The following is a 24,342-nucleotide window of genomic DNA, read 5'->3' on the forward strand; positions in this document are numbered from 1 at the left end:
TCCGACTTCAAGCGTTCGAGGCGTGGACGAGACGCTCAAGAGTAGCCTTCGCAGCGCCGCTGTCGAGAGCACGCGATGCGCGGTCGAGGCCGTCACGCAAATTCGCGGCCTGATCCGCCACCACCAAAGCGGCGGCGGCGTTGAGAAGCGCGATATCGCGATAGGGGATGCGCGCGCCTTCCAGAACGGCGCGAAGCTGCGCCGCGTTATGCTCCGGATCGCCACCCTTCAGATCCTCGAGCTTCGCGGTCGGAAGCCCGACTTCGTCCGGGGTCACGGTAAAGCGGCGGATGACGCCGTTCTCAAGCGCGGCGACGTGGCTCGGTCCGGTTGTGGTCATCTCGTCGAGACCGTCCGACCCATGCACGGTCCAGAGCTTCTTGGAACCGAGCTCTTTCATGACCTTGGTGAGCGGTTCGAGCCAAGCTTCTGAAAACACGCCAAGAAGTTGGCGTTGAACGCTGGCGGGATTCGAGAGCGGGCCGAGCAGGTTGAAGATCGTCCGCGTCCCCAGTTCCACCCGCACCGGGCCCACATGGCGCATGGCGGCATGATGAGTCTGGGCGAACATGAAGCACAGACCCGCGTCGCCGAGGCAGCGTTCCAGGCCCTTGGGGTCGAGCCCCAGCTTGACGCCGAGGGCTGCAAGCACATCCGCCGTGCCGGACTTGGAGGACGCCGCCCGGTTGCCGTGCTTGGCGACAGGAACGCCGCAAGCCGCCACAATGATCGAGGCGAGGGTCGAGATGTTGTAGCTGCCGGAATGATCGCCGCCCGTACCGACAATATCGACCGCGTTCTCCGGAGCCTTCACCGTCAGCATGCGCCCGCGCATGGCGGAGACCGCACCGACGATCTCCTCGAGAGCCTCTCCGCGCACGCGCAGTGCCATCAGAAACGCGCCGCTCTGGGCGGGCGTGACTTCACCGGAGAGAAGATCGTCGAAGGCGGCGCGGGCTTCGTCGCGCGACAGCGACGCGCCCGTTGCGACTTTGGCGAGATAGGGTTTGAAGGATTCCATCGGTGCTCAATGCCTACGTGTGGCGACTGGCTTGGTTCTGGACATTCCACGCCGCCGCAAGGTCGAAGAAGTTCTTCATGATCGTCACGCCGTGCTCCGAGAGAATGCTCTCCGGATGGAACTGCACCCCGTGGATCGGCAACATACGATGAGATAGTCCCATGATGAGGCCGTCCGCGGTCTCGGCGGTGACGGTCAGATCCACAGGGCAGGTTTCCCGGTCCACGATCAGCGAATGATAACGCGTCGCCTTGAACGGCCCGTTGATGCCGCGAAAAACGGTTTGGCCGCGATGCTCCACTTCCGAGACCTTGCCGTGCATCGGCAACGGCGCGCGGGAGACCGTGCCGCCAAAAACCTGGCCGATGGTCTGCAGACCGAGGCAGACGCCGAAGGTCGGGATCTGGCGTGAGGCCCGGTTCACGAGATCGAGGCAGATGCCTGCCTCATTAGGTGTGCAGGGCCCGGGCGAAAGCACGATGGCGTCGGGCGGCGAGGCCAACACCTGATCGGTCGTGATCGCATCATTGCGCACGACATCGACCGAGGTCGCGAGCGGGCCGAGCAGGTGCACCAGGTTCCAGGTGAAGCTGTCGTAGTTATCGATAACGAGAACGCGGGTCATGGCGCACCGACGTTTGCGCAAGGGACGAAGCGGGTCAAGCCGATCATTGTCCGAACCTCGCGCGGCTGGCGAAGCGCACGGCTTCTTCCGCCGCCTTGAACAGGGCCTTCGCCTTGTTGACGCATTCCTGCTGCTCGGAGGCCGGATCGGAATCGTAAACGATGCCCGCGCCGGATTGGACCGCCATCCGACCATCCTTCACCACGGCGGTGCGCAGGACGATGCAGGTGTCCATTTCGCCATTGGCGCCGAAATAGCCGATGCAGCCGGCATAAGGTCCGCGCTTGTCCTTCTCCAGTTCGTCGATGATCTCCATGGCGCGCACTTTCGGCGCACCGGACACCGTGCCCGCCGGGAAGCCGGCGACGAGAGCATCAAGCGCATCGAAGCAGGTGTCGAGCGTGCCTTCCACGTTCGAGACGATGTGCATGACCTGGCTGTAATATTCGAGGAAGAACGAATCCGTGACCTGGACCGAGCCCATTTCCGCCACGCGGCCCACATCGTTGCGGCCGAGATCGAGCAGCATCAGATGCTCGGCGCGCTCCTTCTGGTCGGCGAGAAGGCTCTCGGCATTGGCGCGGTCCTCCGCAACCGTCGCGCCGCGCGGGCGCGTCCCGGCAAGCGGGCGGATCGAGACCTTGCCGTCCCGTACCCGCACCAGAATTTCCGGCGAGGAGCAGACGATCTGAAAATCCTCGAAATCGAGATAGCAGAGGAACGGGGCCGGGTTGACCCGCCGCAGCGAGCGATAGAGCGCGAAAGCGGGCAGGGGAAATGCCGACTCGAAGCGCTGGGACAGCACGACCTGAAAGACATCGCCTGCGCGAATGTATTCCTTGGCCCTCGCGACCATGCCCGCGAATTCCGTGGGCGTCGTGTTCGAGACCGGAGGCTCGAAATCGATCTGCGTCGGGTCCGAACGGTCTTCGAACGGCAGGGGACGTTCCAGCGCCCAGGTGACTTCCTCAAGGCGTGCAAGCGCCGTCTCATAAGCGGCTCTGGCCGATATTCCTTCCTGATGGCGGACGGGCGTGATGAGAGAAATCTCATCCTTCACCGCATCGAACACGACCATGACGGTGGGGCGCACGAGGATGGCGTCGGGAACCTTCAGGACGTCCGGATTGGGCGCGGGCAGACGCTCCATCTGCCGCACCATGTCGTACCCGAGATAGCCGAACAGGCCCGCCGCCATGGGCGGAAAATCATCGCCGATCGGCAGGGCGCTTTCCGCGATCAGGGCGCGCAGGCTCTCCAATGGCGGGCGGTCGTCGGCTTTGAAGTCATGACCATGGCTGAGCGCCTTGCGGTCGATGGATGCCACGCCATCCTGGCAGCGCCAGACGAGGTCCGGGTCGAGACCGATCATGGAAAAGCGCCCGCGAACCGTGCCGCCTTCCACAGATTCCAGCAGAAAGGCGGAGCCCTTCCGGTCATGCCGCAGCTTCATGAAAGCCGCGACAGGTGTCAGCAGGTCGCCAACCAGCGTGGCGCGAAGAACGCCCGCCTCACCGGCGGAGTAGGTCTTCGCGAAAGTGTCGAAATCCGGAGTGACGGTCATCGGTCTAGATTTCGCCGCCTGTCGCCTGACGCAGCGCCTGTTGGTTGATGGTGACGCCGAGATCCTGGCGGGCCTGGGCGATGTACTCGCTGATGAGATCGTCGCTCATGCCGTTGCGCAGCTGGGTCTCGAACCGCTGGGCTTCCGGCGTCGTGGTGAGAAGCGGAGCCACCGTGGCGGCGGTCACCTTGAAGACGCCGCGCATATCGGTGCCATTCGCCGCGTTGCCCGACTTTCCGACGGGAACGGCGAAGATGCGGTTCACCGCTTCGGCGGTCAGATCATCCTTGGCCGCGTTGCGGGCGAGATCGGTAACCGATTTCACCGGAGCGCCGACGTCCTGGCCGACCGCTTCGATGGCCTCGCCCTTTTCCAGCCGCTCGGTCAATTGGCGGGCCTTCTCGGACAGGCGCTGCGCGATCTCGTCTTCACGCCAGAGGGTGGCGACCTGATCCCGCACCTCGTCGAGGGTCTTTTCGCGCGACGGCTCGATGCCGGTCACGTCGTACCAGACATAGCCGCCCTTCGATGCGCGAAGAGGCTCGTTGTCGACGCCGATATCCGACGCGAAGGCAGCCTTCAGAACCGCATCGCGCTCGGGCAGGTCGACCGTGTTTCCGGTCTTGTCGAGACCCCTCGTATCCACGGCGGGGATCTGGACGAGGGTCAGGCCCTTTTCCTTGGCGATGTCAGCAAGCGGACGAGCGCCGGCGCGCGCATCCTCGATCGAGTCATGCACGCTCTCGATGGCATCCTTGGCGCGGGACTGGGCGAGTTCCTGACGGATTTCGCCCGCAACCTCTTCGAAGGGACGCACGGACTCGGGCTCGACCTTCGTCACGCGGACGATCACCGGTCCGAAGCGGCCCGCGACCGGACCGCTGGTCGCGCCTTCCGCAAGAGCGAAAGCAGCCTCGGCAACGGTGGGGTCGAGCATTTCGCCCTTGGTGAAAGTGCCCAGTTCCAGGTCCTGCGGCGAGACATTCCGCTCGGCCGCGACGGTGTCGAAGGTCGTGCCTTCCTTGATCTTGGCGAAGGCCGCCTCCGCCTCCTGCTGGGACGGGAAGACGATCTGCTGGATCGTGCGGCGCTCGGGCGTGCCGAACTTGGCCTTTTCCTGTTCGTAGCGTTGGCGCGCGTCCACGTCCGACACCGCATCCGGCTTTGCAACCGTCGACGCATCGACGGACAAGAGCGAGAGAGCCCGATATTCAGGGGCCTGGAACGCGCTCTTGCGCTCGTTGAAGAAGCTCTGCAGCTGCTCATTGGTCGGGGCGGGGATTTCTCCCGCCATTGCCGCGGTCAGCAACAGATAGGAGGCCGCGCGCTTCTCGTTCGTGTACCGGTTCAGGGCTTCGCGGGCCGCCAAGGGCACGTTCAGATCGCCGGCGATCGCCTCGCCCAGGTGGATCCGGGCCATGGCCTTCCGTTGCTCGCTGATGAAGCCGGCCTCAGAGAGAGAGGCATTCCGCAGGATCTGGTCGAAGAGAGCGCGGTTGAACTGGCCGTCGGCGCCCTTGAAGTTCGGGTCATCCACGATGGAGCGGACGACGGTCTGATCGGACACGCTCAGGCCGAGCTTTCTTGCCTGCTCCGCCATCACGGCTTCGCTCACGAGAGTATTCAAAACCTGCTGGTCGATGCCGTAGAGCCTGGCCTGATCCGGTGAAATGACCGTGCGGAACTGTCGGCCAAGACGCTGCAGCTCATTATTATAAGCGTTGCGGAATTGGTCGACCGTAATGTCCGTATGGCCGACGCGGGCGACGGTCGAGTGCGGCGAGGTCCGGAAGATGTCGCCGATGCCCCAGATCGCGAAGCTGACGATCAGGATTCCGAAAAGGACCGTGAAAATGGTCTTCCCGATCAGGCTGTGCCCGATATTGCGCATTCCTCGAAGCATCGTGAACCCGTTCAATAAAACTCTTGAAAGACGGCGATAGCCGATCAGAGGCTCCGCGAAAAGGGCAAGTCTGGTTGAAAGAGCCCCTCGGCCTCTGCTACTGCGGGCCGATGAAGCGTGACAGGAGTGCCTGAATGAGCGTCGATCGGCCGCGCCCGCTGGTTGCGGGGAACTGGAAAATGAACGGCCTGCGGGCCTCGGCCAAGGTCCTGGGGGAGATCCAGGCAGGCTATACGGCTGCCCTGAAATCCAAGGTCGATCTGGCGATCTGCCCTCCCGCGACGCTTGTCGGCAGCTTCGCCGTCCTGTCGGTCGGATCACGGGTCGCCATTGGCGGCCAGGATTGCCATGCCAAGGAATCGGGCGCCTATACCGGCGAGATTTCAGCCGAAATGCTGGCCGATGCCGGGGCGACCTATGTGCTCGCCGGCCACTCGGAGCGCCGCCAGTATAATGGCGAAAAGGACGCTGATGTCGCCGCCAAGGCCGCTGCCGCCCAGCGCGCGGGCCTCACCGCCATCGTCTGCGTCGGCGAAACCAAGGCCGAGCGCGAGGCCGGACGCACGCTCAACGTCGTCCGCAAGCAGCTTCGTGGTTCGATTCCGGCCGATTCGACGAGCCAGAACCTTGTGGTCGCCTATGAGCCGGTCTGGGCCATCGGGACCGGGCTGACGCCGACCGCCGCCGATGTGGCCGAGGTGCATGCGGCTATTCGCGAGGAGCTGCGGCGTCTTGTCGGCAAAGCCGAGCAGAGCCGGGTCCGAATCCTCTACGGCGGCTCGGTGAAGCCCTCGAATGCGGCCGAACTGATGGCGGTGGATAACGTCGACGGAGCCCTCGTGGGCGGGGCGAGCCTTATAGCCGCAGACTTCCTTGGTATCGCCGGGGCCTATCTCGGCTGAGAACGCCATGGCCTGCGAGCCGACAAGCGACACACTGTCATTCCGGGGCGAGCACAGCGAGAGCCCGGAACCCATAAACGTTGACGGCTGGCAAAAGAGGGCAACGGTGTCCATCGCGTCTTATTTCCGCCACGCCAGCGGTTATGGGTTCCGGGCTAGGCTCTCTGAGCCGCCCCGGAATGACGGGGTGGGATTGTTCGAAACTCCGGGCCAAAAGGGTGCTTGCAGGTCTTTGATCCCGCACACACCTATGCTACAGCGCGCCTAACTGAAGAAATGCGAGCGGCTGACGCCATTCCGGCGCGGCCGCTTGAGGTTTTGGGATCGATGCAAACAGTTCTCATCATTGTTCACCTGATCATCGTCCTTGCGCTGATCGGCGTGGTTCTCCTGCAACGCTCAGAGGGCGGCGGCATGGGCCTCGGCGGCGGCGGGGGAGGCGGAGGCGTTTCCGGCTTTATGACCGGGCGCGGCCAGGCGAACGCGCTCACCCGCGCGACTGCGGTGCTGGCGGCTCTGTTCTTCCTGACGAGCCTTGCTCTCTCCATCATGGCGAGCCGCGGCTCTGCGCCGCGTTCGATTCTCGACGGCGCGGCTCCGGCAGGTCAGCAAGCTCCGGCAGGTGCGCAGGGCGGCAATGTGCTCGAGCAGCTGCAGCGGCTCCAGGGCGAACAGCCGGCCAATCCGGCCCCAAGCTCTCCAGCGACAGCGCCGACAGCGCCGCAAGTGCCTCAGTCTCAGTAAGCTGAAGATCAGGGCCGGTCCTTCCGGCCCTCTCTTTTTGTGGATAGTCATCGAGTGGCTCGATTCGTCATTGCGAATCGGCACTCCTTATTTTTGGATAGGGGTCCATGACGCGGTACGTATTCATCACCGGCGGCGTGGTGTCTTCGCTCGGCAAGGGATTGGCTTCGGCCGCCCTCGGAGCGCTTCTCCAGGCTCGCGGCTACAAGGTCAGGCTTCGCAAGCTCGACCCATATCTCAACGTCGATCCGGGGACGATGAGTCCCTACCAGCACGGCGAGGTCTTCGTGACCGACGACGGCGCCGAGACCGACCTGGATCTGGGCCATTACGAGCGCTTCACCGGCGTTCCGGCCACCAAGGCCGACAACATCACGACCGGGCGGATTTATCTCGACATCATCACCAAGGAGCGGCGGGGCGATTACCTCGGCGCGACGATCCAGGTGATTCCGCATGTCACGAACGCCATCAAGGACTTCGTGCTGACCGGCAACGAGGGATTCGATTTCGTCCTCGTCGAGATCGGCGGCACGGTGGGCGACATCGAAGGTCTGCCGTTCTTCGAGGCGATCCGCCAGCTCGGCAACGATCTGCCGCGCGGACAGGCGATCTATGTCCATTTGACGCTTCTGCCGTTCATCCCGTCGGCTGGCGAACTGAAGACCAAGCCGACCCAGCACTCCGTCGCGGAACTGCGCTCCATCGGCATTCAGCCCGACATTCTGCTGTGCCGCACGGATCGCGAGATCCCGAAGGACGAGCGGCGCAAGCTCGCCCTGTTCTGCAACGTGCGCGAGACGGCGGTCATCGAGGCGCGCGACGCGCCCTCCATCTACGACGTGCCGCTGGCCTATCATGAAGCCGGACTCGATAGCGAAGTGCTGGCGGCTTTCGGCATCGACCATGCCCAGGGCCCGACGCTGAGCCGTTGGACCAATATCTCCGAGCGGGTTCACAACCCCGAGGGCGAGGTCAACATCGCCATCGTCGGAAAATATACCGGCCTCAAGGATGCCTATAAGTCGCTGATCGAGGCGCTTCATCACGGCGGCATCGCCAATCAGGTGAAGGTCAACCTGAACTGGATCGAGAGCGAGATCTTCGAGCGCGAAGACCCGGCCCCGTTCCTGGAAGGCATTCACGGCATTCTCGTTCCCGGCGGCTTCGGCCAGCGCGGCGCGGAAGGTAAAATCCGTGCCGCTCGCTTCGCACGCGAGCGCAAGGTTCCGTATTTCGGCATCTGCTTCGGCATGCAGATGGCCGTCATTGAAGCCTGTCGGTCGCTTGCCGGCGTCAAGGGCGCCAGCTCCACCGAATTCGGCCCGACCTCGGAGCCGGTCGTCGGCCTTCTGACGGAATGGCTGCGCGGCAACGAGCTTGAAAAGCGCGCTTCCGGCGGCGATCTGGGCGGCACCATGCGCCTCGGGGCTTATCAGGCGTCGCTCGCGCCGGACAGCAAGGTCGCCGAGATCTATGGCGGCACCGAAATCTCCGAGCGCCACCGTCACCGCTATGAGGTCAACATGACCTACCGGGCGCGGTTGGAGGAAAAGGGTCTGCGCTTCTCGGGCGTCTCCCCGGACGGCGTGCTGCCCGAGATCGTGGAATATGTGGACCATCCGTGGTTCATCGGCGTTCAGTACCATCCGGAACTGAAGTCGCGTCCCTTCGATCCGCATCCGCTCTTCAAGAGCTTCATCCATGCGGCAGTGGAACAAAGCCGCTTGGTCTGACGAATTCGTCTTCTTGCGTGAGTGGCCGGGCTTGACCCGGCCATTTGCATTTCTAAGGCTCTTCTGAAGGGAAACGTGGACGCTCGGCTCTACAAACAACAACAATCAAAGGTGCCTCATGACCCGCCGCATCGATCACCTCGTCATCGCCGTCCATGATCTCGATAAGGCTGCCGCGCTCTATCAGCGGCTCGGCTTCCATGTCGGTTCGCGCAACCGCCATCCCTGGGGCACCGAGAACCGGATCGTTCAGCTCCGCTCTTCCTTCATCGAGCTGATCACGGTCGGCGAGGGAGCCGAGATTGCTCCCCACGGGCCCAATACCTTCAGCTTCGGCGCGTTCGTCCGGGACTATCTCAAGCGTCGCGAAGGTCTGGCGATGCTGGTGCTCGACAGCGCGGATGCGAAGGCGGATGCGGCCTTGTTCTCCAAAGAGGGAATCGGCGCATTTGAACCTTTCTTCTTCGAGCGCCGTGGGCGTCGCCCGGATGGCGCGCCGGTCCATGTGGCCTTCACACTCGCCTTTGCCCGCGACGAAGGTGCGGCCGGTGCCGGCTTTTTCGTCTGCGAGCAGCATTTTCCCGAGAATTTCTGGAACGCCGAGTTTCAGCGCCACGACAACAAGGCCATCGATATTGCATCCGTCGCCCTCGTTTCGACAAAGCCGGAGCGGCATGAGGATTTCCTCACGGCGTTTACGGGCGTCGATCCGGCCAGGCCTGCCGATCACGATCTGTCGTTCCGCCTCGCGCAGGGCCATGTGGACGTGCTGAACCCGGACGATGCCTGCGTCGTCTATGGCTCCATCGAGCTCGATCTGGACCAACCGTGTTTCGTGGCCTTTTCGATCCGCGTCGAGGACATCGTGCGGCAGGCGAGGTGGCTCGAGGCGGCCGAGGTTCCGTATCAGGATATAGGCAGCAGGCTTATTGTCCCAGCGAGTGCCGCTTTCGGCGTCGCGATTGCGTTCGAGGCGACGTAAGATCGCTCGCGAATCAAAAAGCGCTTCCTGGGGGAATGGATTATGGCTGCATCACTGGCTGGTTTGCCCAGCTTCCTTGTCTTTTTCGGCATCGCCATCGTGCTCGTGGCGCTCTACCTCACCGTTTACACCCTCGCGACGATGCACAACGAGTTCGCCCTGATCCGCCAGAACGTGATCTCGGCGGCGACTGCGCTCGGCTTCAGCCTCGTCGGGTTCGCCCTACCGCTCGCCAGCGCCATCGTGCATGCGCAGACCATCGTCGATTGCCTTGTCTGGGGGCTGGTGGCCCTGGCAGTCCAGATCCTCGTCTATTGGCTCGTTCGCATCGTGATGCCGAACCTGTCCCAGCGCATCGCCTCGGGCGAGATGGGTGCGGCCCTTTTCCTCGGCGCGGCCTCGCTGTCGGCGGGCATCATCAACGCTGCGGCCATGACGTTCTGAGGCGCGGGAGGACATCCGCTACCCGTCATTCCGGGGCCGCGCAGCGGAGCCCGGAACCCATAGCCGCTGCGGCGACTGGATAAGGCGGGAGGCCTTGCGCTCCGCTCTGACACATAGCGTTTGTGGGTTCCGGCCTCTCGCTAACGCTCGCCCCGGAATGACGGGGGAGGTCAGGGCTCATCCTTCCCTCTTTGCCTCCGGCTCCAAACAGGCTAGGTCACGACCATGACCGATCAAAAGCACCGCTCCGCCATCGTCGAGGCTGGCTCCGTCCGCTTCGGCAATCACCTCCCGCTCAGCATCATCGCCGGGCCCTGCGCCATGGAGAGCCGCGATCACGCGCTTGAAATGGCCTCGGCGCTTAAGGAAATTACGACGAGGCTCGGCATGGGGCTCGTTTATAAGTCATCCTTCGACAAGGCGAACCGGACCTCGCTCTCCAGCGGGCGCGGCATCGGCCTCGACAAGGCGCTCTCGGTTTTCGCCGAGGTGAAGGAAAAGCTCGGGCTTCCGGTCATCACGGACGTGCACGAGAACGAGCAATGCGCCATCGTCGGCGAGGTGGTGGACATCTTGCAGATCCCGGCCTTCCTCTGCCGCCAGACCGACCTTCTGGTTGCCGCCGCCAAGACCGGGCGGGTCGTGAATGTGAAAAAGGGCCAGTTCCTGGCCCCCTGGGACATGGCCAATGTCGTGGCCAAGGTGACGGGCGCGGGCAATCCGAACGTCATGCTCACCGAGCGCGGCGCATCCTTCGGCTACAACACCCTCGTCTCCGACATGCGCTCCCTGCCGATCATGGCCGAGACCGGCGCGCCGGTGATTTTCGACGCCACCCACTCGGTGCAGCAGCCGGGCGGAAAGGGGACAACCACGGGCGGACAGCGCGAGTTCGTGCCGGTCCTCGCCCGCGCTGCGGTTGCCGTGGGCGTTGCCGGGGTCTTCATCGAGACACATCAGGATCCGGACAAGGCTCCGTCCGACGGTCCCAACATGGTGCCGCTGAAGGAGCTTGAAGGGCTTTTGGCTCAGCTCAAGGCATTCGACGCGCTGGCGAAGGGATAAGCAGCGCGGCGCCACGCACTGTCATTCCGGGGCCGCGCAGCGGAGCCCGGAACCCATACCCGCCAAGGTCGCCGGAAAACCCGCAACGAGACCCGGCGCGTTCGGGGCTCTCCCTGCGCTCGCCCCGGAATGACTGCGGTGGGTGGGCAGGCGTCAGGCCATGCTGTAAGGAGGGGGCAGGCTTGCGTTCCCGCCGCTCTCCCCCAAGCGAGGCCATGATATGGAGCGAGACGTCCCGCTTTCGGGCCTCGAAGAATAGAGCGCCATGTCCCCTCGCAATCTCATCCTGATCCTCGGCACGAGCGGTTTCGCGGGGACTTTCTCCTCCCGAGCTGTGGAGCCGATGGTCGGGGTGATCGCCCGAGACCTTCATACCGATCCTCAGACGATCGCGCTTCTCTCCGCCGCCTTCACACTGCCTTACGCCTTCATCCAGCCGATCCTCGGGCCGATTGGCGATGCGCTCGGCAAGGAGCGGGTCATGAAGGTGGCGCTGTCGATCCTGTTCGTGGCGCTCGCCTGTTCCTTCCTCGCGCCCGATGCGCAGACGCTGTTTGGTCTGCGCATTGTCGCGGGAGCGGCAGCCGGAGGCGCGGTGCCGCTGTCCATTGCGCTCATCGGCGACCGAGTGGATGTGGCCCGGCGACAGGTGGCGCTCAGCCGTTATCTCGTGGCGGTCATCGTCGGCCAGCTCGCCGGGTCGTCTCTTGCCGGATTGCTGGCGGAGATGATCGGCTGGCGTGGCGTCTTCGTCCTCTCCACCCTCATGATGGCGTGTGCCCTGGCCGCCACCATCATCGGTTTCCGGGGCGCCAAGGCTGGCGGCAGGTTCGACGCGCGGAGCGCGGCTCTCCGCTATCGAGACATTCTCTCGAACCCGCGCGCGCTGGCGCTGTTCAGTTTCGTCTTCATCGAGGCCATCGCGATCTTCGGCATCTTTCCCTACGTCGCGCCGTTGCTCGAAGAACGTGGCGGGGGCGGGGCCGCGCAGGCGGGTTTTGCCATCGGCGGTTTTGCCATCGGCGGCCTGGTCTATTCGGTGCTTGTGGGCTGGATGCTCCGGCATCTCGGCATCCCCCGCATTTTGGCCGGAGGCGGCATGTTCGCGGCCGCCGCGCTCGTCACGATGGGTTTTGGCGGCGACTGGACGCTCGATGCCGCTGCCATGCTGGCTATGGGCTTAGGCTTCTACATGCTGCACAACACCTTCCAGACCCAGGTGACGGAGGTCGCGCCTCATGCCCGCGCCTCGGCGGTTGCCTTGCACGCCTTCTCATTCTTCTGCGGTCAGGCGCTCGGGGTCGTGATCATGGGCTTCGGCCTGCGCAATGTTGGCCTGATGGCCTCGACCGCGACGGCCGCTCTGGTGATCCTCGGCGTTGGCCTGACCGCCTCCATGGTCCTGAGGCGGCCGGCGGTTCAGGTGCGGGCGCGATAGGGCGCGACGCCCTGATCGGGGAGCCACAGGCTTTTGGGCATCTCACCGGTTTGCCAGAACACATCGATGGGGATGCCCCCGCGCGGATACCAATAGCCGCCGATGCGCAGGTATCGCGGCTCCAGCAACTCCGCGAGCCGCTTGCCGATGGCCACCGTGCAATCCTCATGGAACGCGCCGTGGTTGCGGAAGCTGTGCATGTAGAGCTTCAGCGACTTCGACTCGACGAGCCATGGGCCGGGCACGTAGTCGATCACCAAAATCGCAAAATCCGGCTGGCCGGTGACAGGGCAGAGCGAGGTGAATTCGGGAACGGTGAAGCGCGCCACGTAATCGGTGTCAGCGTGCGGGTTCGGCACCCGGTCGAGCTTCGCGTCGTCGGGGGATTGGGGCAGGGCGCTGGCGTGGCCGAGCTGGAGGTGAGTGTCCGTCACTGCAATTCGCCTTGAATGATTGTGATGAAAGCCTCCATCGTCCTTGCCCACCTGCGCTTTTCGGTCAATAAGCCACGAGAACGACTTGAGGCCGCACCGGTCGCTTTTCAGCCTTCAGGAGCCTTCCCCTATGACCGCGATTATCGACATTCACGCCCGCCAGATCCTGGATAGCCGTGGCAACCCCACCGTCGAGGTGGATGTGACCCTGGAAGACGGCTCCATGGGCCGTGCTGCGGTGCCCTCCGGCGCTTCGACCGGCGCTCACGAGGCAGTCGAGCTGCGCGACGGTGATAAGTCGAAATATCTCGGCAAGGGCGTGCTGAAGGCCGTCGATGCGGTGAACAACGAGATTCTCGACGCCATCGGCGGCATGGACGCGGAAGATCAGACCGCCATCGACGAAGAGATGATCGAACTCGACGGCACGCCGAACAAGGCCCGTCTCGGCGCGAATGCCATTCTCGGTGTGTCGCTGGCGGTCGCCAAGGCCGCCGCCGAGGCGACCACGCTGCCGCTCTACCGTTATGTCGGCGGCACGCAGGCCCGGGTTCTGCCGGTGCCGATGATGAACATCATCAATGGCGGCGCGCACGCGGACAACCCCATCGATTTCCAGGAATTCATGATCATGCCGGTCGGCGCGCCGACCCTGTCGGAAGCCGTCCGCATGGGCGCTGAGGTGTTCCACACCCTCAAGAAGGCCTTGAAGGACGCCGGTCACAACACCAATGTCGGCGACGAGGGCGGTTTCGCCCCGAACCTGCCGAGCGCCGAAGCCGCTCTCGATTTCATCATGAAGTCCATCGAGCAGGCCGGCTACAAGCCCGGCCAGGACATGGTGATCGGCCTCGATTGTGCCGCAACCGAATTCTTCAAGAACGGCGCTTATGTCTATGAAGGCGAAGGCAAAAAGCTGACGCCGATGCAGCAGGCCGAATACCTCGCGAAGCTCGCTGCCGCCTATCCCATCGCCACCATCGAGGACGGCATGTCGGAGGACGATTGGGAGGGCTGGAAGGCCGTGACCGATCTCATCGGCTCCAAGGTCCAGCTCGTCGGTGACGATCTCTTCGTGACCAACGTGAACCGCCTGTCGCAGGGCATCAAGATGGGCGTCGCCAATTCGCTGCTCGTGAAGGTGAACCAGATCGGCTCGCTCACCGAGACGCTCGCCGCCGTCGATATGGCGCAGCGCGCCGGCTACACCGCCGTCATGTCCCACCGCTCCGGCGAAACCGAGGATTCGACCATCGCCGATCTCGCGGTCGCCACGAATTGCGGACAGATCAAGACCGGCTCGCTGGCTCGCTCCGACCGGTTAGCCAAGTACAACCAGCTCATCCGCATCGAGGAAGAGCTCGGTTCGCAGGCCATCTACGCCGGCCGCAGCGCGCTGAAGGCGCTGGCGTAAGGCAAGGCGGCTCAATAAAATCGAAAAGATGGCCGGGCTTGTCCCGGCCACAACGCCCGCCCGTCATTCCGGGGTCGCGCAGCGGAGCCCGGAACCCAGAGCCGCTCGTCTCACAAAACGATGAGCAACGGTCGCCGATGCGGTCGATCCTGGAACGTCGGCGGCTATGGGTTCCGGGCTCTCGCAACGCTCGCCCCGGAATGACGGGGGGAGGGTCGCTCCCGACCTTCTTTTTGCGTGTGCGCTTTTTCCCTCCCCCTTGCGGGGAGGGTCAGGGTGGGGGTGGTTCGACGGGGTGAGTGCTCTGTCGAAAAGTTCACTCTATGAAGCGCATCGCTCGACCGCCGAGGGAACGTTCCCACTTTCCGACCTCTACCCTCGATCCCCCCACGGGAGAGGGAAGGCGCTCGGGGCGGCCCGTAAGTGCCCCAATTCTCAAGAAACCGTGAGGGTGATGACGCGTTGAGAGGGTGAGCGCTGGCGAGAGGCGCTCGACCGATCACGGAGAACGTCATGGCCCGCAATCCTTTATCCCCCTATCGCTTTGGCCTGCCGATGGAAATGAGCTTCGGGCAGGACCCGTTCATGTCGTTGCACCGCGAGATGAATCGGCTGTTCGATGATGTGCTGCGTGGCGGCGGAGGCGGAGGTGGGCTCCTCGCGATGCCGGAGGCGTCAACGGCCGGCGTGATGCTGATGCCGAAGATCAATGTCAGCGAGACCGAACAGGAGATGCGGATTTCCGCCGAGTTGCCGGGCGTGACGGAAAAGGACATCGATGTCAGCCTGGACGGCGATATGCTGACCATCCGTGCCGAGAAGAAATTCGAGCGTAAGGAAGACAAAGAGGACTTCCACTTCGTGGAACGGTCCTTTGGGACGTTCCAGCGGTCTCTCCGGCTGCCGTATTCCATCAAACCGGATCAGGTGAAGGCGAAGTTCGAGAATGGCGTCCTCATGGTGAGCTTGCCCAAGAGCAAGGAAGAGGAGCGCACGCATCGCATTCAGGTTGAGGCGGCCAGCAGCGCCGGTAGCGGAAAAGACACCTCAAGCAGCAAACAAAGCAGCTGACGGCGGCGGTTCCGATCCTGCGCGCCGCGTATCACCGTTGCGGAAGGTCCTAACGGCTCTTTAACCATGGCGGCGTTATGAGTCGGGCCATGGTTGTTCGCAGACGCGCCCGCAAAATTCTGATCCCGCTGCTGGTCTACAGTGTTTCAGCGGGCGTGGTGGGTTATTTCGTTCATCACGCCCATAGCGGCGCGCGCGGCATCGAGGCGCGCGAGCAGTTCGAGGCGCAAGCCGCGGGCCTCACACGCGAACTCGACGCCGTGAAGACCGAGCGTGCCGATTGGGAGCGCCGCATCGCATTGCTCCGGAATGATCAGATCGATCGTGATTTGTTGGAGGAGCGCGCCCGGATCATGTTGGGACGTGTGCACCGCAACGATCTCGTCATCATTATGGGCCAATAAGCGTAACTGCTCAAAATTTCCACTTAACTGAAATCAAGTTAATTCGAAATAGATTATGTAAATCAATAACTTGTGGTGTTCACTGTGCCGTGAAAACACATTGTTCCCCCTCTCGATTTCCGATTCCGTCTGCGCTACAACTTTCGTCGAGGAAACCCTTCGGAGGACCCGATGGCTGTTGCTGCCCGCAAGGCGGGTCGCGCTGGTTCCAGCGCGGCTAACAAGTCCACTGCCAATAAAGGATCGGCACGTAAGGCCGTCCCCAATACCCCGCAATTCGACAAGAGCCAGGATCTGGCTGCTTACAACGAGATGCTTCTGATCCGCCGCTTCGAAGAGAAGTCCGGCCAGATGTATGGCATGGGCCTCATCGGAGGTTTCTGCCATCTCTATATCGGTCAGGAAGCGGTCGTCGTCGGCATGCAGATGGCGACGAAGCCGGGCGATCAGGTGATCACCGGTTATCGTGACCACGGCCACATGCTGGCCTGCGGCATGGACGCGAAGGGCGTCATGGCCGAACTCACCGGGCGTCGCGGCGGCTTGTCGAAAGGCAAGGGCGGCTCGATGCACATGTTCTCGAAGGAGAAGCATTTCTACGGCGGCCACGGCATCGTCGGCGCGCAGGTGTCGCTCGGCACCGGCATCGCCTTCGCGAACCGCTATCGCGACAACGGCAATGTCTGCCTGACCTATTTCGGCGACGGCGCGGCCAACCAGGGCCAGGTCTACGAGAGCTTCAACATGGCGGAGCTGTGGAAGCTGCCGGTCGTGTACGTGATCGAGAACAACCGTTACGCCATGGGTACGGCGGTGAGCCGCGCCTCGGCGCAGACCGATTTCTCGAAGCGCGGCGTGTCCTTCAACATCCCCGGCGAGCAGGTCGACGGCATGGACGTGCGCGCGGTTTACGCGGCTGGCCAGCGCGCTGTCGAACACGCGCGCTCCGGCAAGGGCCCGTACATCCTCGAGATGCAGACCTATCGCTATCGCGGCCACTCCATGTCCGATCCGGCGAAATATCGCACGAAGGACGAAGTGACCCGCATGCGCGAGGAGCACGATCCCATCGAGCAGGTGCGCCGCCGTCTCCTGGAAAGCTGGAAGCTGTCGGAAGACGAGCTGAAGGTGATCGACGGCAAGGTGCGCGAGATCGTCAACGAGGCGGCCGAGTTCGCCACGCACGATCCGGAGCCCGATCCGTCAGAGCTTTACACCGACATTCTGCTCTAAGCGCGTTCGCGCTCTGAAGAATTCGCTGAAAGCATAACTGGATAAACGAGTCTTCCATGGCGATCGATATTCTCATGCCCGCTCTCTCCCCGACGATGGAGCAGGGCAAATTGGCCAAGTGGCTGAAAAAAGAAGGCGATAAGGTCAAGCCCGGTGACGTGCTGGCCGAAATCGAAACCGACAAGGCGACGATGGAAGTCGAAGCCGTGGATGAAGGCGTTCTCGCCAAGATCCTGGTCGGCGACGGCACCGACAATGTGGCCGTCAACACCCCCATCGCGGTTCTGGCCGACGTGGGCGAGGATCTCGCCTCCGCCGTCGCGAGCGCGAAGATGCCGGACCTTGTCGCTCTGCCCGCAGCCGCGCCAGTCGCGAGCGAAGCTGCTCCGGCGACCGTCCCTGCCGCTCCCGCAGCACCACAGGTGGCCTATGACGCGGGCACGGAAGTCCCGGCCGGCACCGAAATGGTCAACATGACCGTGCGCGAAGCGCTTCGCGACGCGATGGCGGAAGAGATGCGCCGCGACGGGAATGTCTTCGTCATGGGCGAAGAGGTTGCCGAGTACCAGGGCGCCTACAAGGTCACGCAGGGGCTCCTGCAGGAGTTCGGCGCGAAGCGCGTCGTCGATACGCCGATCACCGAGCACGGCTTCGCCGGCATCGGCGTCGGCGCGGCGTTCACCGGCCTGCGCCCCATCGTCGAGTTCATGACCTTCAACTTCGCCATGCAGGCGATTGACCAGATCATCAACTCGGCGGCCAAGACCCTCTACATGTCCGGCGGCCAGCTCGGCGCGCCAATCGTGTTCCGTGGCCCGAACGGCGCTGCGGCTCGCGTGGCCGCGCAGCACAGCCAGGATTTCGCGGCGTGGTATTCCGCCATTCCCGGCCTCAAGGTCGTGGCGCCTTACTCCGCCGCCGACGCGAAGGGTCTGCTCAAGAGCGCGATCCGCGATCCGAACCCGATCATCTTCCTCGAGAACGAGATCCTCTACGGTCAGTCGTTCCCGGTGCCGGTGCTGGATGACTTCACGCTTCCGATCGGCAAGGCGCGCATCCATCGCCAGGGCAAGGACGTCACCATCGTCTCCTTCGGCATGGGTATGACCTACGCTATCAAGGCCGCGCAGGAGCTGGAGAAGGAAGGCATCGACGTTGAGATCGTCGATCTTCGCACCATCCGCCCGATGGATACGGACACCATCGTCGCCTCGGTCATGAAGACGGGCCGCTGCATCACGGTGGAAGAGGGCTATCCGCAATCCGGTGTTGGCGCTGAAATCGTCGCGCGGATCATGGAGAAGGCCTTCGACTATCTCGATGCGCCGGTTCTCCGCGTCACGGGCAAGGACGTTCCGATGCCCTACGCCGCGAACCTCGAAAAGCTCGCTTTGCCGAATGTCGGCGAAGTCGTGCAGGCCGTGAAGGCCGTGACCTATCGGTGATCCATGGCTGAACGGAAATTCGAAGCGCTGAACGTACCACCTGACGCCCTCGAAAAGGGCGGCGTCGAGATCCTTCGGGCTTCGGTGGTCGAGGGGGCGGTGAGCATCGCGCTGCGCCGCGCCTTCGACGATCCGTTCACCTGGGGCGTGCTCCTCGTGGACCTCGCCCATCACGCCGCGCGCGTCTATGCCATGGAAACCGACCTCTCCGAGGAAGAGGCCCTGGCCGAGATCATCGCAGGCATCCAGACCGAGCTGGAAGATCCCTCCGATCCCAGCACGTCCCAATCGCTCAACTAAAACACTCGCTCAGGATCAAAACGCCATGCCCATCAATGTCCTGATGCCCGCCCTCTCGCCGACCATGGAAAAGGGCAACCTTGCCAAGTGGTTGAAGAAGGAAGGCGACACGATCAAGTCCGGCGACGTCATCGCCGAGATCGAAACCGACAAGGCCACCATGGAAGTCGAGGCTGTGGACGAGGGCGTCCTCGCCAAGATCGTGGTGCCGGAAGGCTCCGCCGACGTGCCCGTGAACCAGCTCATCGCGCTGATCGCAGGCGAGGGCGAGGATCCGAAATCGGTCGCGGCCTCGGGCGGCACTGCCGCTCCCGCGCCGGCTCCCGCCGCTGCGCCCGCGCCGAAGGCTGAAGCTCCCGCTGCTCCCGCGCCTCAAGCTGCCCCGAGTGCTCCGGCTCCTGCCGCGAAGCCGAACGGCGCGGCTGCCGGGCAGGGCGCTCGCGTGTTCGCCTCGCCGCTCGCCAAGCGCATCGCGAAGGACGCGGGCATCGATCTTTCCGCCATTCAGGGCTCCGGCCCCCATGGCCGCGTCGTCGAGAAGGACGTGCGTGCCGCTGCTGCCGGTGGTGGTGCGAAGCGCGCTCCCGCTGCTGCGCCCGCAGCCGCTCCGACCGCCGCCGCGCCGCTGGCGGCAAGCGCTTCCGCCGATCAGGTCAAGGCCATGTTCGAGCCGGGATCATACGAGGAAATCCCCCTCGACGGCATGCGCAAGACCATCGCCAAGCGCCTTGTCGAGTCGAAGCAAACGGTGCCGCATTTCTATCTGGCGCTCGACTGCGAACTCGACGCGCTCATGGCCATTCGCGAGCAGATCAATTCGGCTGCACCGAAGGACAAGGACGGCAAGCCCGCCTACAAGCTCTCGGTGAACGATTTTGTCATCAAGGCTCTGGCCGTCGCGCTCCAGCGCGTGCCGAACGCCAACGCCGTGTGGGCGGATGACCGGATTCTTCGCTTCAAGCATTCGGATGTGGGTGTGGCGGTTGCCGTCGAAGGCGGCCTGTTCACGCCGTTGATCCGCAAAGCGGATACCAAGACCCTTACTGCCATCTCCGCCGAGATGAAGGACCTCGCGGCCCGCGCCCGCAACCGTCGCCTGAAGCCGGAAGAATACACCGGCGGCACGACGGCGGTTTCCAACCTCGGCATGTTCGGCATCAAGGACTTCCAGGCCGTCATCAACCCGCCGCACGGCACGATCCTCGCCGTCGGCGCGGGCGAGCAGCGCGTCGTGGTGAAGAACAACGCCCCCGCCATCGTGCAAGCCATGACCGTCACGCTCTCCTGCGACCACCGCGTGGTGGACGGGGCGCTCGGCGCGGAACTCTTGGCGGCGTTCAAGGGGCTGATCGAGAACCCGATGGGGATGCTGGTTTAAGGAATCACTGCACCTTTTCCCTCCCCCTTGCGGGGAGGGCTAGGGTGGGGGTGGTTCGACGGGGTGAAAGATTGGGAGAGTGAGGAAGTTCGGGGCTGTAAGACCCTTCGAGCCTCCTTACTGGGAATGTCGGGGGAAGAAGCTGATGCCATTGACCCGGATCTCGCTGAGAAAAGGCAAGTCGCCGGAGTACCGCAAGGCGATTGTCGATGGCATCTATCTCGCCCTGCGCGAGACGTTCAACGTGCCCGAGGACGATCTTTTTATGGTCGTTAGCGAGCACGATGCGGACGGCTTCTTCTATGGCGCGACCTATCTCGACATCGCGCGCAGCGACGATCTCGTGATCATTCAGGTCACGGTGAGCAACACGCGCAGCGTCGAACAGAAAAAAGCGCTCTTCAAGCGCATCGCCGAGGTGCTGACCGAGCGCCCCGGCTTGCGGCCTGAAGATGTCTTCATCAACCTTCTCGAAGTCGAGAAGGAAAACTGGTCCTTCGGTCACGGCCTTGCGCAGTACGCCTGAAATAATGCGTTGCTGATCAAGCTGCGGTCGAGAGCCGTAGAATGCTTGTTTGAGAGGGCGTCATCCCGGCCGAAGCGCCAGCGCAGAGCCGGGATCGCTTGACGAGACAAGCTCCATTTTCTGATAGCGATCCCGGTACTCGCTGTGCTCGACCGGGATGACGAGTGGGGAAACCACCATGGCAGACCAATACGACATCATCGTCATCGGCGGCGGGCCGGGCGGGTATGTGGCGGCGATCCGCGCCGCGCAGCTTGGGTTCAAGACCGCTGTCGTGGAGCGCGAGCACCTGGGTGGCATCTGTCTGAACTGGGGCTGCATTCCCACGAAGGCGCTGCTGCGCTCGGCGGAAATCTACCATTACATGGAGCACGCCAAGGATTACGGGCTCTCGGCCGAAAAGATCGGCTTCGATGCGGCGGCCATCGTGCAGCGCTCGCGCGGCGTCTCGGGCCGTCTCAACATGGGCGTTGGCGGTCTTCTCAAGAAGAACAAGGTCGACGTGATCTGGGGCGAGGCGACGCTGACGAAGCCCGGCGAGGTCGTCGTCGCCGCGCCGAAGAAGGCCGCGATGCAGCCGCAGAACCCGGCCCCGCGCGGCACGCTTCCGGCCGGCACTTATGCCGCCAAGCACATCATCGTCGCGACCGGCGCGCGTCCGCGCGTGCTGCCGGGCATCGAGCCGGACGGCAAGCTGATCTGGACCTACTTCGAAGCGATGGTGCCGCCCACCATGCCGAAGTCGGTCCTGGTCATGGGCTCCGGTGCCATCGGCATCGAGTTCGCCTCGTTCTACCGCACCATGGGTGCGGAGGTGACGGTGGTCGAAGTGCTGCCGCAGATCCTGCCCGTGGAAGATGCGGAGATTGCAGGCCTTGCCCGCAAGCGCTTCGAAAAGCAGGGCATCAAGATTATCACCGGTGCGAAGGTGACCAAGGTCGCGAAGGGCGCGAACTCCGTCACCGCCACCATCGACGACGGCAAGGGCACGCAGGACATCACCGCCGAGCGGATGATTTCGGCGGTCGGCGTCGTCGGCAACGTGGAAAATCTCGGCCTCGAAAAGCTCGGGGTGAAGATGGATCGCGGCACCATCGTCACGGATGGGCTCGGACGCACCAACGTGCCCGGCCTCTATGCCATTGGCGACGTGGCGGGCCCGCCCATGCTGGCGCACAAGGCCGAGCATGAGGGCGTGATCTGCGTCGAGACCATCAAGGGTCTCCACACCCACGCCATGGACAAGCTCAAGATCCCCGGCTGCACCTATTGCAACCCGCAGATCGCTTCCGTTGGGCTCACCGAGGCCAAGGCGAAGGAAGCGGGCTACGACATCCGCGTCGGCCGCTTCCCCTTCCTCGGCAATGGCAAGGCCATCGCTCTCGGCGAGCCGGACGGCCTCGTGAAGACCATCTTCGACAAGAAGACCGGCCAATTGCTCGGCGCGCACATGATCGGCGCGGAAGTGACCGAGCTGATCCAGGGTTTCGTGATCGCCATGAACCTGGAGACCACCGAGGAAGAACTGATCCACGCCGTCTTCCCGCATCCGACGCTGTCCGAGATGATGCATGAGAGCGTCATGGATGCCTATGGACGGGCGATCCACATCTAGGCTCAGGACTCATAGCCAGAAGATGATGGCTGCTGCGATTGCGATGGCGCTCATGAAGGCGTGAGCGCCAACGGTCCTGTCCGGTCGCGATCCGTCGGCGTCCTGCAGGGACGGTAACATGGTCGGGGCTGGCCTTTGGTGAGCAACAAGATCAAAGGCTTGCCCTCGGCGTCGCAAACCGCATGCAGCTCGGAGTTCGGGCCGCCTTTTGTCCGGCCGACACGATCTAATCAAGCTGCCTGCTGTGCGGCGGCGAGCGTGGCGAAAGTTCGATTGAAGACGCCCGCCTTGCTCCGGCGGATGAAGCGGTTGTCGAGCGTCTTCGACGGGGCCGTAGCGGCCTGAGCATCCCGCCATCTCAGGCTATTCCGGGTGACATGGGTTACCCGCTGATGGCGCGCCGGTCCTCGACACGCGGCCGGCCATGTGTCGCGGAAACTACGCTTGATACGTTCGACTTGGGCTTCGTTGGTCCGGTCATGATCTGACTTGGGACAGGTCTTCCTACCCTGAATCACGGCTTGCGCGAAAACGGAACCCTCAAGGTGGGGGCTTAGCTGTCATTTGACATGCAGGTATTCGCCTGCATATTATGTTCTCACATACGAGAGGGACCGATGCACGCCGACAAGGTTTTCAAAGCGCTGGGCGACCCGACACGCAGAAAACTGCTTGACCTTCTTTGTGAAAAGAACGGGCAGACGCTCGGCGAGCTTTGCGAAAACCTGGACATGGCCCGGCAATCCGCCACGCAGCACCTCGGGATATTGGAGGAGGCCAATCTGGTGAGCACGGTGAGGCGTGGCCGGGAAAAGCTCCATTTCATCAATCCCGTGCCGCTCCACGAGGTCTACGAACGGTGGGTGCGGAAATTCGAACGTCAGCGGCTCAGCCTGCTGCACGATCTGAAGAAAGAACTCGAAGGAGGGTAACGATGACCAAAGAGACGACCAGTTTTGTTTACGTGACCTATGTTCTCTCGACGCCGGAAAAGGTGTTCGAGGCCATCACGAGACCGGACGTCGCAAGGCGCTACTGGGGCCACGAGAACGTCTCCGACTGGAATCCCGGATCGAAATGGGAACATATCCGAGCCAATGATGAGCGGACTGTCGAACTCGTCGGCAGGGTCATTGAGGTCTCGCCGCCGACCCGTCTCGTCATCACCTGGGCGAACGCCTCGCAAGCCTCCGATCCGGCAGCCTACAGCCGGGTGACGTTCGAGATCGAGGAATACGAGAACATGGTCCGGCTGACCGTCACCCATGACGAGCTCGAAGCCGGCAGCGGGATGGCGAACGGCATCAAAAAAGGTTGGCCGGCCGTGCTCTCCAGCCTGAAATCTTTCTTGGAAACCGGCCGCGGCATTGACCTTTTCGCCAAGCCGAAATCGGCCTGAGCCCTAGCGGTGCCAATTAAGAGGTCTGTCAGCGGGAGGAAAGACAATGACCAAGCCCTATACCGGCGGATGTGCGTGCGGCGCGATCCGTTATGAAACGAGCAGCGAACCCATCGTCGAGATCCACTGCCAATGCCGCGATTGCCAGAAACGAAGTGGCACGGGGCATGGGTCCTATCTGACCTTCCCCCAGCGAGCCGATGTGACCATTACGGGGGACGCGAAAAACTGGCGGGTCGCGGGCGACAGCGGGAACGAAAAGGTCCACGCCTTCTGCCCGACCTGTGGAACGCCGGTCTACCTGACATTCGCCGCAACGCCGGAACTGATAGCGGTCCACGCGACCAGCCTTGACGACCCAAGCCAATTCAATCCGCAGATGGTCACATACAGCATCCGCGGCAATGCGTGGGATACGATCGATTCCTCATTGCAGAAATTCGATCGAATGCCGCCCGGATAAGTTCGGCTGGGAGCAATACGAAACCGCCGACAATGTTCGTGGGGGGGCGACGTGCTGCAGGATCAATAGGTCCTGAGCCTGGGTCTTGGAAATGAGATTGTCTGGATGACCTGATTTGGGTGGCAATTTCGAGAAAATCCACCCAAACGGTGCTATATTGTTGTCTCATAGCGCTTCCGTGCCTCAAACATGACAGGCCCGAGGGCGAGACTTGATCGTGAGCCATGACCGCTTCA

24 protein-coding genes are annotated in these 24,342 nt (G+C 63.2%); 19 read left to right on the plus strand and 5 right to left on the minus strand.

All coding sequences use genetic code 11. From position 1 onward, the window contains the following. Positions 1 to 7 precede the first annotated feature (7 nt). From trpD to I2H38_RS04090, 4 genes are read right to left on the minus strand one after another with little or no spacing between them, the layout of a single operon-like run. The gene (gene trpD, locus I2H38_RS04075; protein WP_196270496.1) at positions 8 to 1,021 is read right to left on the minus strand and encodes an anthranilate phosphoribosyltransferase; all 1,014 of its coding nucleotides are present in this window, start codon (positions 1,019 to 1,021) and stop codon (positions 8 to 10) included. Positions 1,022 to 1,034: 13 nt separating this feature from the next. Next, a complete protein-coding gene (locus I2H38_RS04080) occupies positions 1,035 to 1,646 on the minus strand; it encodes an anthranilate synthase component II (RefSeq protein WP_196270497.1) in 612 nt (203 codons plus the stop codon). 43 nt (positions 1,647 to 1,689) lie between these two features. Continuing rightward, complete coding sequence (trpE, locus tag I2H38_RS04085) at positions 1,690 to 3,210, minus strand: anthranilate synthase component I (RefSeq protein ID WP_196270498.1); 1,521 nt, start codon at positions 3,208 to 3,210, stop codon at positions 1,690 to 1,692. A gap of 4 nt (positions 3,211 to 3,214) precedes the next feature. Further along, a complete protein-coding gene (locus tag I2H38_RS04090) occupies positions 3,215 to 5,101 on the minus strand; it encodes a SurA N-terminal domain-containing protein (RefSeq protein WP_229426507.1) in 1,887 nt (628 codons plus the stop codon). A gap of 146 nt (positions 5,102 to 5,247) precedes the next feature. On the opposite strand from I2H38_RS04090, the gene tpiA reads away from it, so the two are divergent. From tpiA to I2H38_RS04125, 7 genes are all read left to right on the plus strand, one after another. After that, positions 5,248 to 6,015 carry a triose-phosphate isomerase gene (tpiA, locus tag I2H38_RS04095; protein ID WP_196270500.1) on the plus strand — a complete coding sequence of 256 codons (768 nt, stop codon included), beginning with the start codon at positions 5,248 to 5,250 and terminating at the stop codon, positions 6,013 to 6,015. 327 nt (positions 6,016 to 6,342) lie between these two features. Further along, on the plus strand, positions 6,343 to 6,759 hold the full coding sequence (secG, locus tag I2H38_RS04100; RefSeq protein WP_196270501.1) for a preprotein translocase subunit SecG: 417 nt from the start codon (positions 6,343 to 6,345) through the stop codon (positions 6,757 to 6,759). A gap of 107 nt (positions 6,760 to 6,866) precedes the next feature. Continuing rightward, positions 6,867 to 8,495 carry a CTP synthase gene (locus I2H38_RS04105; protein ID WP_196270502.1) on the plus strand — a complete coding sequence of 543 codons (1,629 nt, stop codon included), beginning with the start codon at positions 6,867 to 6,869 and terminating at the stop codon, positions 8,493 to 8,495. Between the two features lie 118 nt (positions 8,496 to 8,613). Then, the gene (locus I2H38_RS04110; RefSeq protein WP_196270503.1) at positions 8,614 to 9,477 is read left to right on the plus strand and encodes a VOC family protein; all 864 of its coding nucleotides are present in this window, start codon (positions 8,614 to 8,616) and stop codon (positions 9,475 to 9,477) included. A gap of 42 nt (positions 9,478 to 9,519) precedes the next feature. Then, positions 9,520 to 9,921 (plus strand): DUF350 domain-containing protein, encoded by a 402-nt coding sequence (locus tag I2H38_RS04115; protein ID WP_196270504.1) that lies wholly within the window; start codon positions 9,520 to 9,522, stop codon positions 9,919 to 9,921. A 225-nt stretch (positions 9,922 to 10,146) separates the two neighbouring features. Further along, positions 10,147 to 10,986 (plus strand): 3-deoxy-8-phosphooctulonate synthase, encoded by an 840-nt coding sequence (kdsA, locus tag I2H38_RS04120; RefSeq protein WP_196270505.1) that lies wholly within the window; start codon positions 10,147 to 10,149, stop codon positions 10,984 to 10,986. A 265-nt stretch (positions 10,987 to 11,251) separates the two neighbouring features. Further along, complete coding sequence (locus I2H38_RS04125; protein ID WP_196270506.1) at positions 11,252 to 12,424, plus strand: MFS transporter; 1,173 nt, start codon at positions 11,252 to 11,254, stop codon at positions 12,422 to 12,424. Here the strand turns inward: I2H38_RS04125 and queF are convergent. After that, positions 12,406 to 12,858 (minus strand): preQ(1) synthase, encoded by a 453-nt coding sequence (gene queF / locus I2H38_RS04130; RefSeq protein ID WP_407664012.1) that lies wholly within the window; start codon positions 12,856 to 12,858, stop codon positions 12,406 to 12,408. The genes I2H38_RS04125 and queF overlap by 19 nt on opposite strands. A gap of 130 nt (positions 12,859 to 12,988) precedes the next feature. Here queF and eno point away from each other — a divergent pair, with 130 nt between their 5' ends. The 12 genes from eno to I2H38_RS04190 all read left to right on the plus strand — a co-directional run bounded on the left by eno (position 12,989) and on the right by I2H38_RS04190 (position 24,106). Continuing rightward, positions 12,989 to 14,272, plus strand: coding sequence for a phosphopyruvate hydratase (gene eno / locus I2H38_RS04135; RefSeq protein ID WP_196270507.1), 1,284 nt, complete (start codon positions 12,989 to 12,991; stop codon positions 14,270 to 14,272). 513 nt (positions 14,273 to 14,785) lie between these two features. Further along, entirely contained in the window at positions 14,786 to 15,343 is a 558-nt protein-coding gene (locus I2H38_RS04140; RefSeq protein WP_196270508.1) for an Hsp20/alpha crystallin family protein, read from the plus strand. An 89-nt stretch (positions 15,344 to 15,432) separates the two neighbouring features. Continuing rightward, a complete protein-coding gene (locus I2H38_RS04145) occupies positions 15,433 to 15,747 on the plus strand; it encodes an FtsB family cell division protein (protein WP_196270509.1) in 315 nt (104 codons plus the stop codon). 171 nt (positions 15,748 to 15,918) lie between these two features. Continuing rightward, positions 15,919 to 16,980 carry a pyruvate dehydrogenase (acetyl-transferring) E1 component subunit alpha gene (gene pdhA / locus I2H38_RS04150; RefSeq protein WP_196270510.1) on the plus strand — a complete coding sequence of 354 codons (1,062 nt, stop codon included), beginning with the start codon at positions 15,919 to 15,921 and terminating at the stop codon, positions 16,978 to 16,980. Positions 16,981 to 17,036: 56 nt separating this feature from the next. Beyond that, a complete protein-coding gene (locus I2H38_RS04155; RefSeq protein WP_196270511.1) occupies positions 17,037 to 18,425 on the plus strand; it encodes a pyruvate dehydrogenase complex E1 component subunit beta in 1,389 nt (462 codons plus the stop codon). Positions 18,426 to 18,428: 3 nt separating this feature from the next. Beyond that, positions 18,429 to 18,725 (plus strand): DUF5076 domain-containing protein, encoded by a 297-nt coding sequence (locus I2H38_RS04160; RefSeq protein ID WP_196270512.1) that lies wholly within the window; start codon positions 18,429 to 18,431, stop codon positions 18,723 to 18,725. Between the two features lie 25 nt (positions 18,726 to 18,750). Continuing rightward, positions 18,751 to 20,103: a pyruvate dehydrogenase complex dihydrolipoamide acetyltransferase gene (locus I2H38_RS04165; RefSeq protein WP_196270513.1), complete on the plus strand. Its 1,353-nt coding sequence runs from the start codon at positions 18,751 to 18,753 to the stop codon at positions 20,101 to 20,103. 145 nt (positions 20,104 to 20,248) lie between these two features. Next, complete coding sequence (locus I2H38_RS04170; protein ID WP_196270514.1) at positions 20,249 to 20,629, plus strand: tautomerase family protein; 381 nt, start codon at positions 20,249 to 20,251, stop codon at positions 20,627 to 20,629. Between the two features lie 178 nt (positions 20,630 to 20,807). Beyond that, positions 20,808 to 22,244: a dihydrolipoyl dehydrogenase gene (gene lpdA / locus I2H38_RS04175; RefSeq protein WP_196270515.1), complete on the plus strand. Its 1,437-nt coding sequence runs from the start codon at positions 20,808 to 20,810 to the stop codon at positions 22,242 to 22,244. Positions 22,245 to 22,861: 617 nt separating this feature from the next. After that, complete coding sequence (locus tag I2H38_RS04180; RefSeq protein WP_196270516.1) at positions 22,862 to 23,176, plus strand: ArsR/SmtB family transcription factor; 315 nt, start codon at positions 22,862 to 22,864, stop codon at positions 23,174 to 23,176. Positions 23,177 to 23,178: 2 nt separating this feature from the next. Next, complete coding sequence (locus I2H38_RS04185) at positions 23,179 to 23,643, plus strand: SRPBCC family protein (protein ID WP_196270517.1); 465 nt, start codon at positions 23,179 to 23,181, stop codon at positions 23,641 to 23,643. Positions 23,644 to 23,689: 46 nt separating this feature from the next. After that, positions 23,690 to 24,106, plus strand: coding sequence for a GFA family protein (locus I2H38_RS04190; protein ID WP_196270518.1), 417 nt, complete (start codon positions 23,690 to 23,692; stop codon positions 24,104 to 24,106). Positions 24,107 to 24,342 lie beyond the last annotated feature (236 nt).

Source organism: Microvirga alba (genome assembly GCF_015694465.1).
Classification (GTDB): Bacteria; Pseudomonadota; Alphaproteobacteria; order Rhizobiales; family Beijerinckiaceae; genus Microvirga; species Microvirga alba.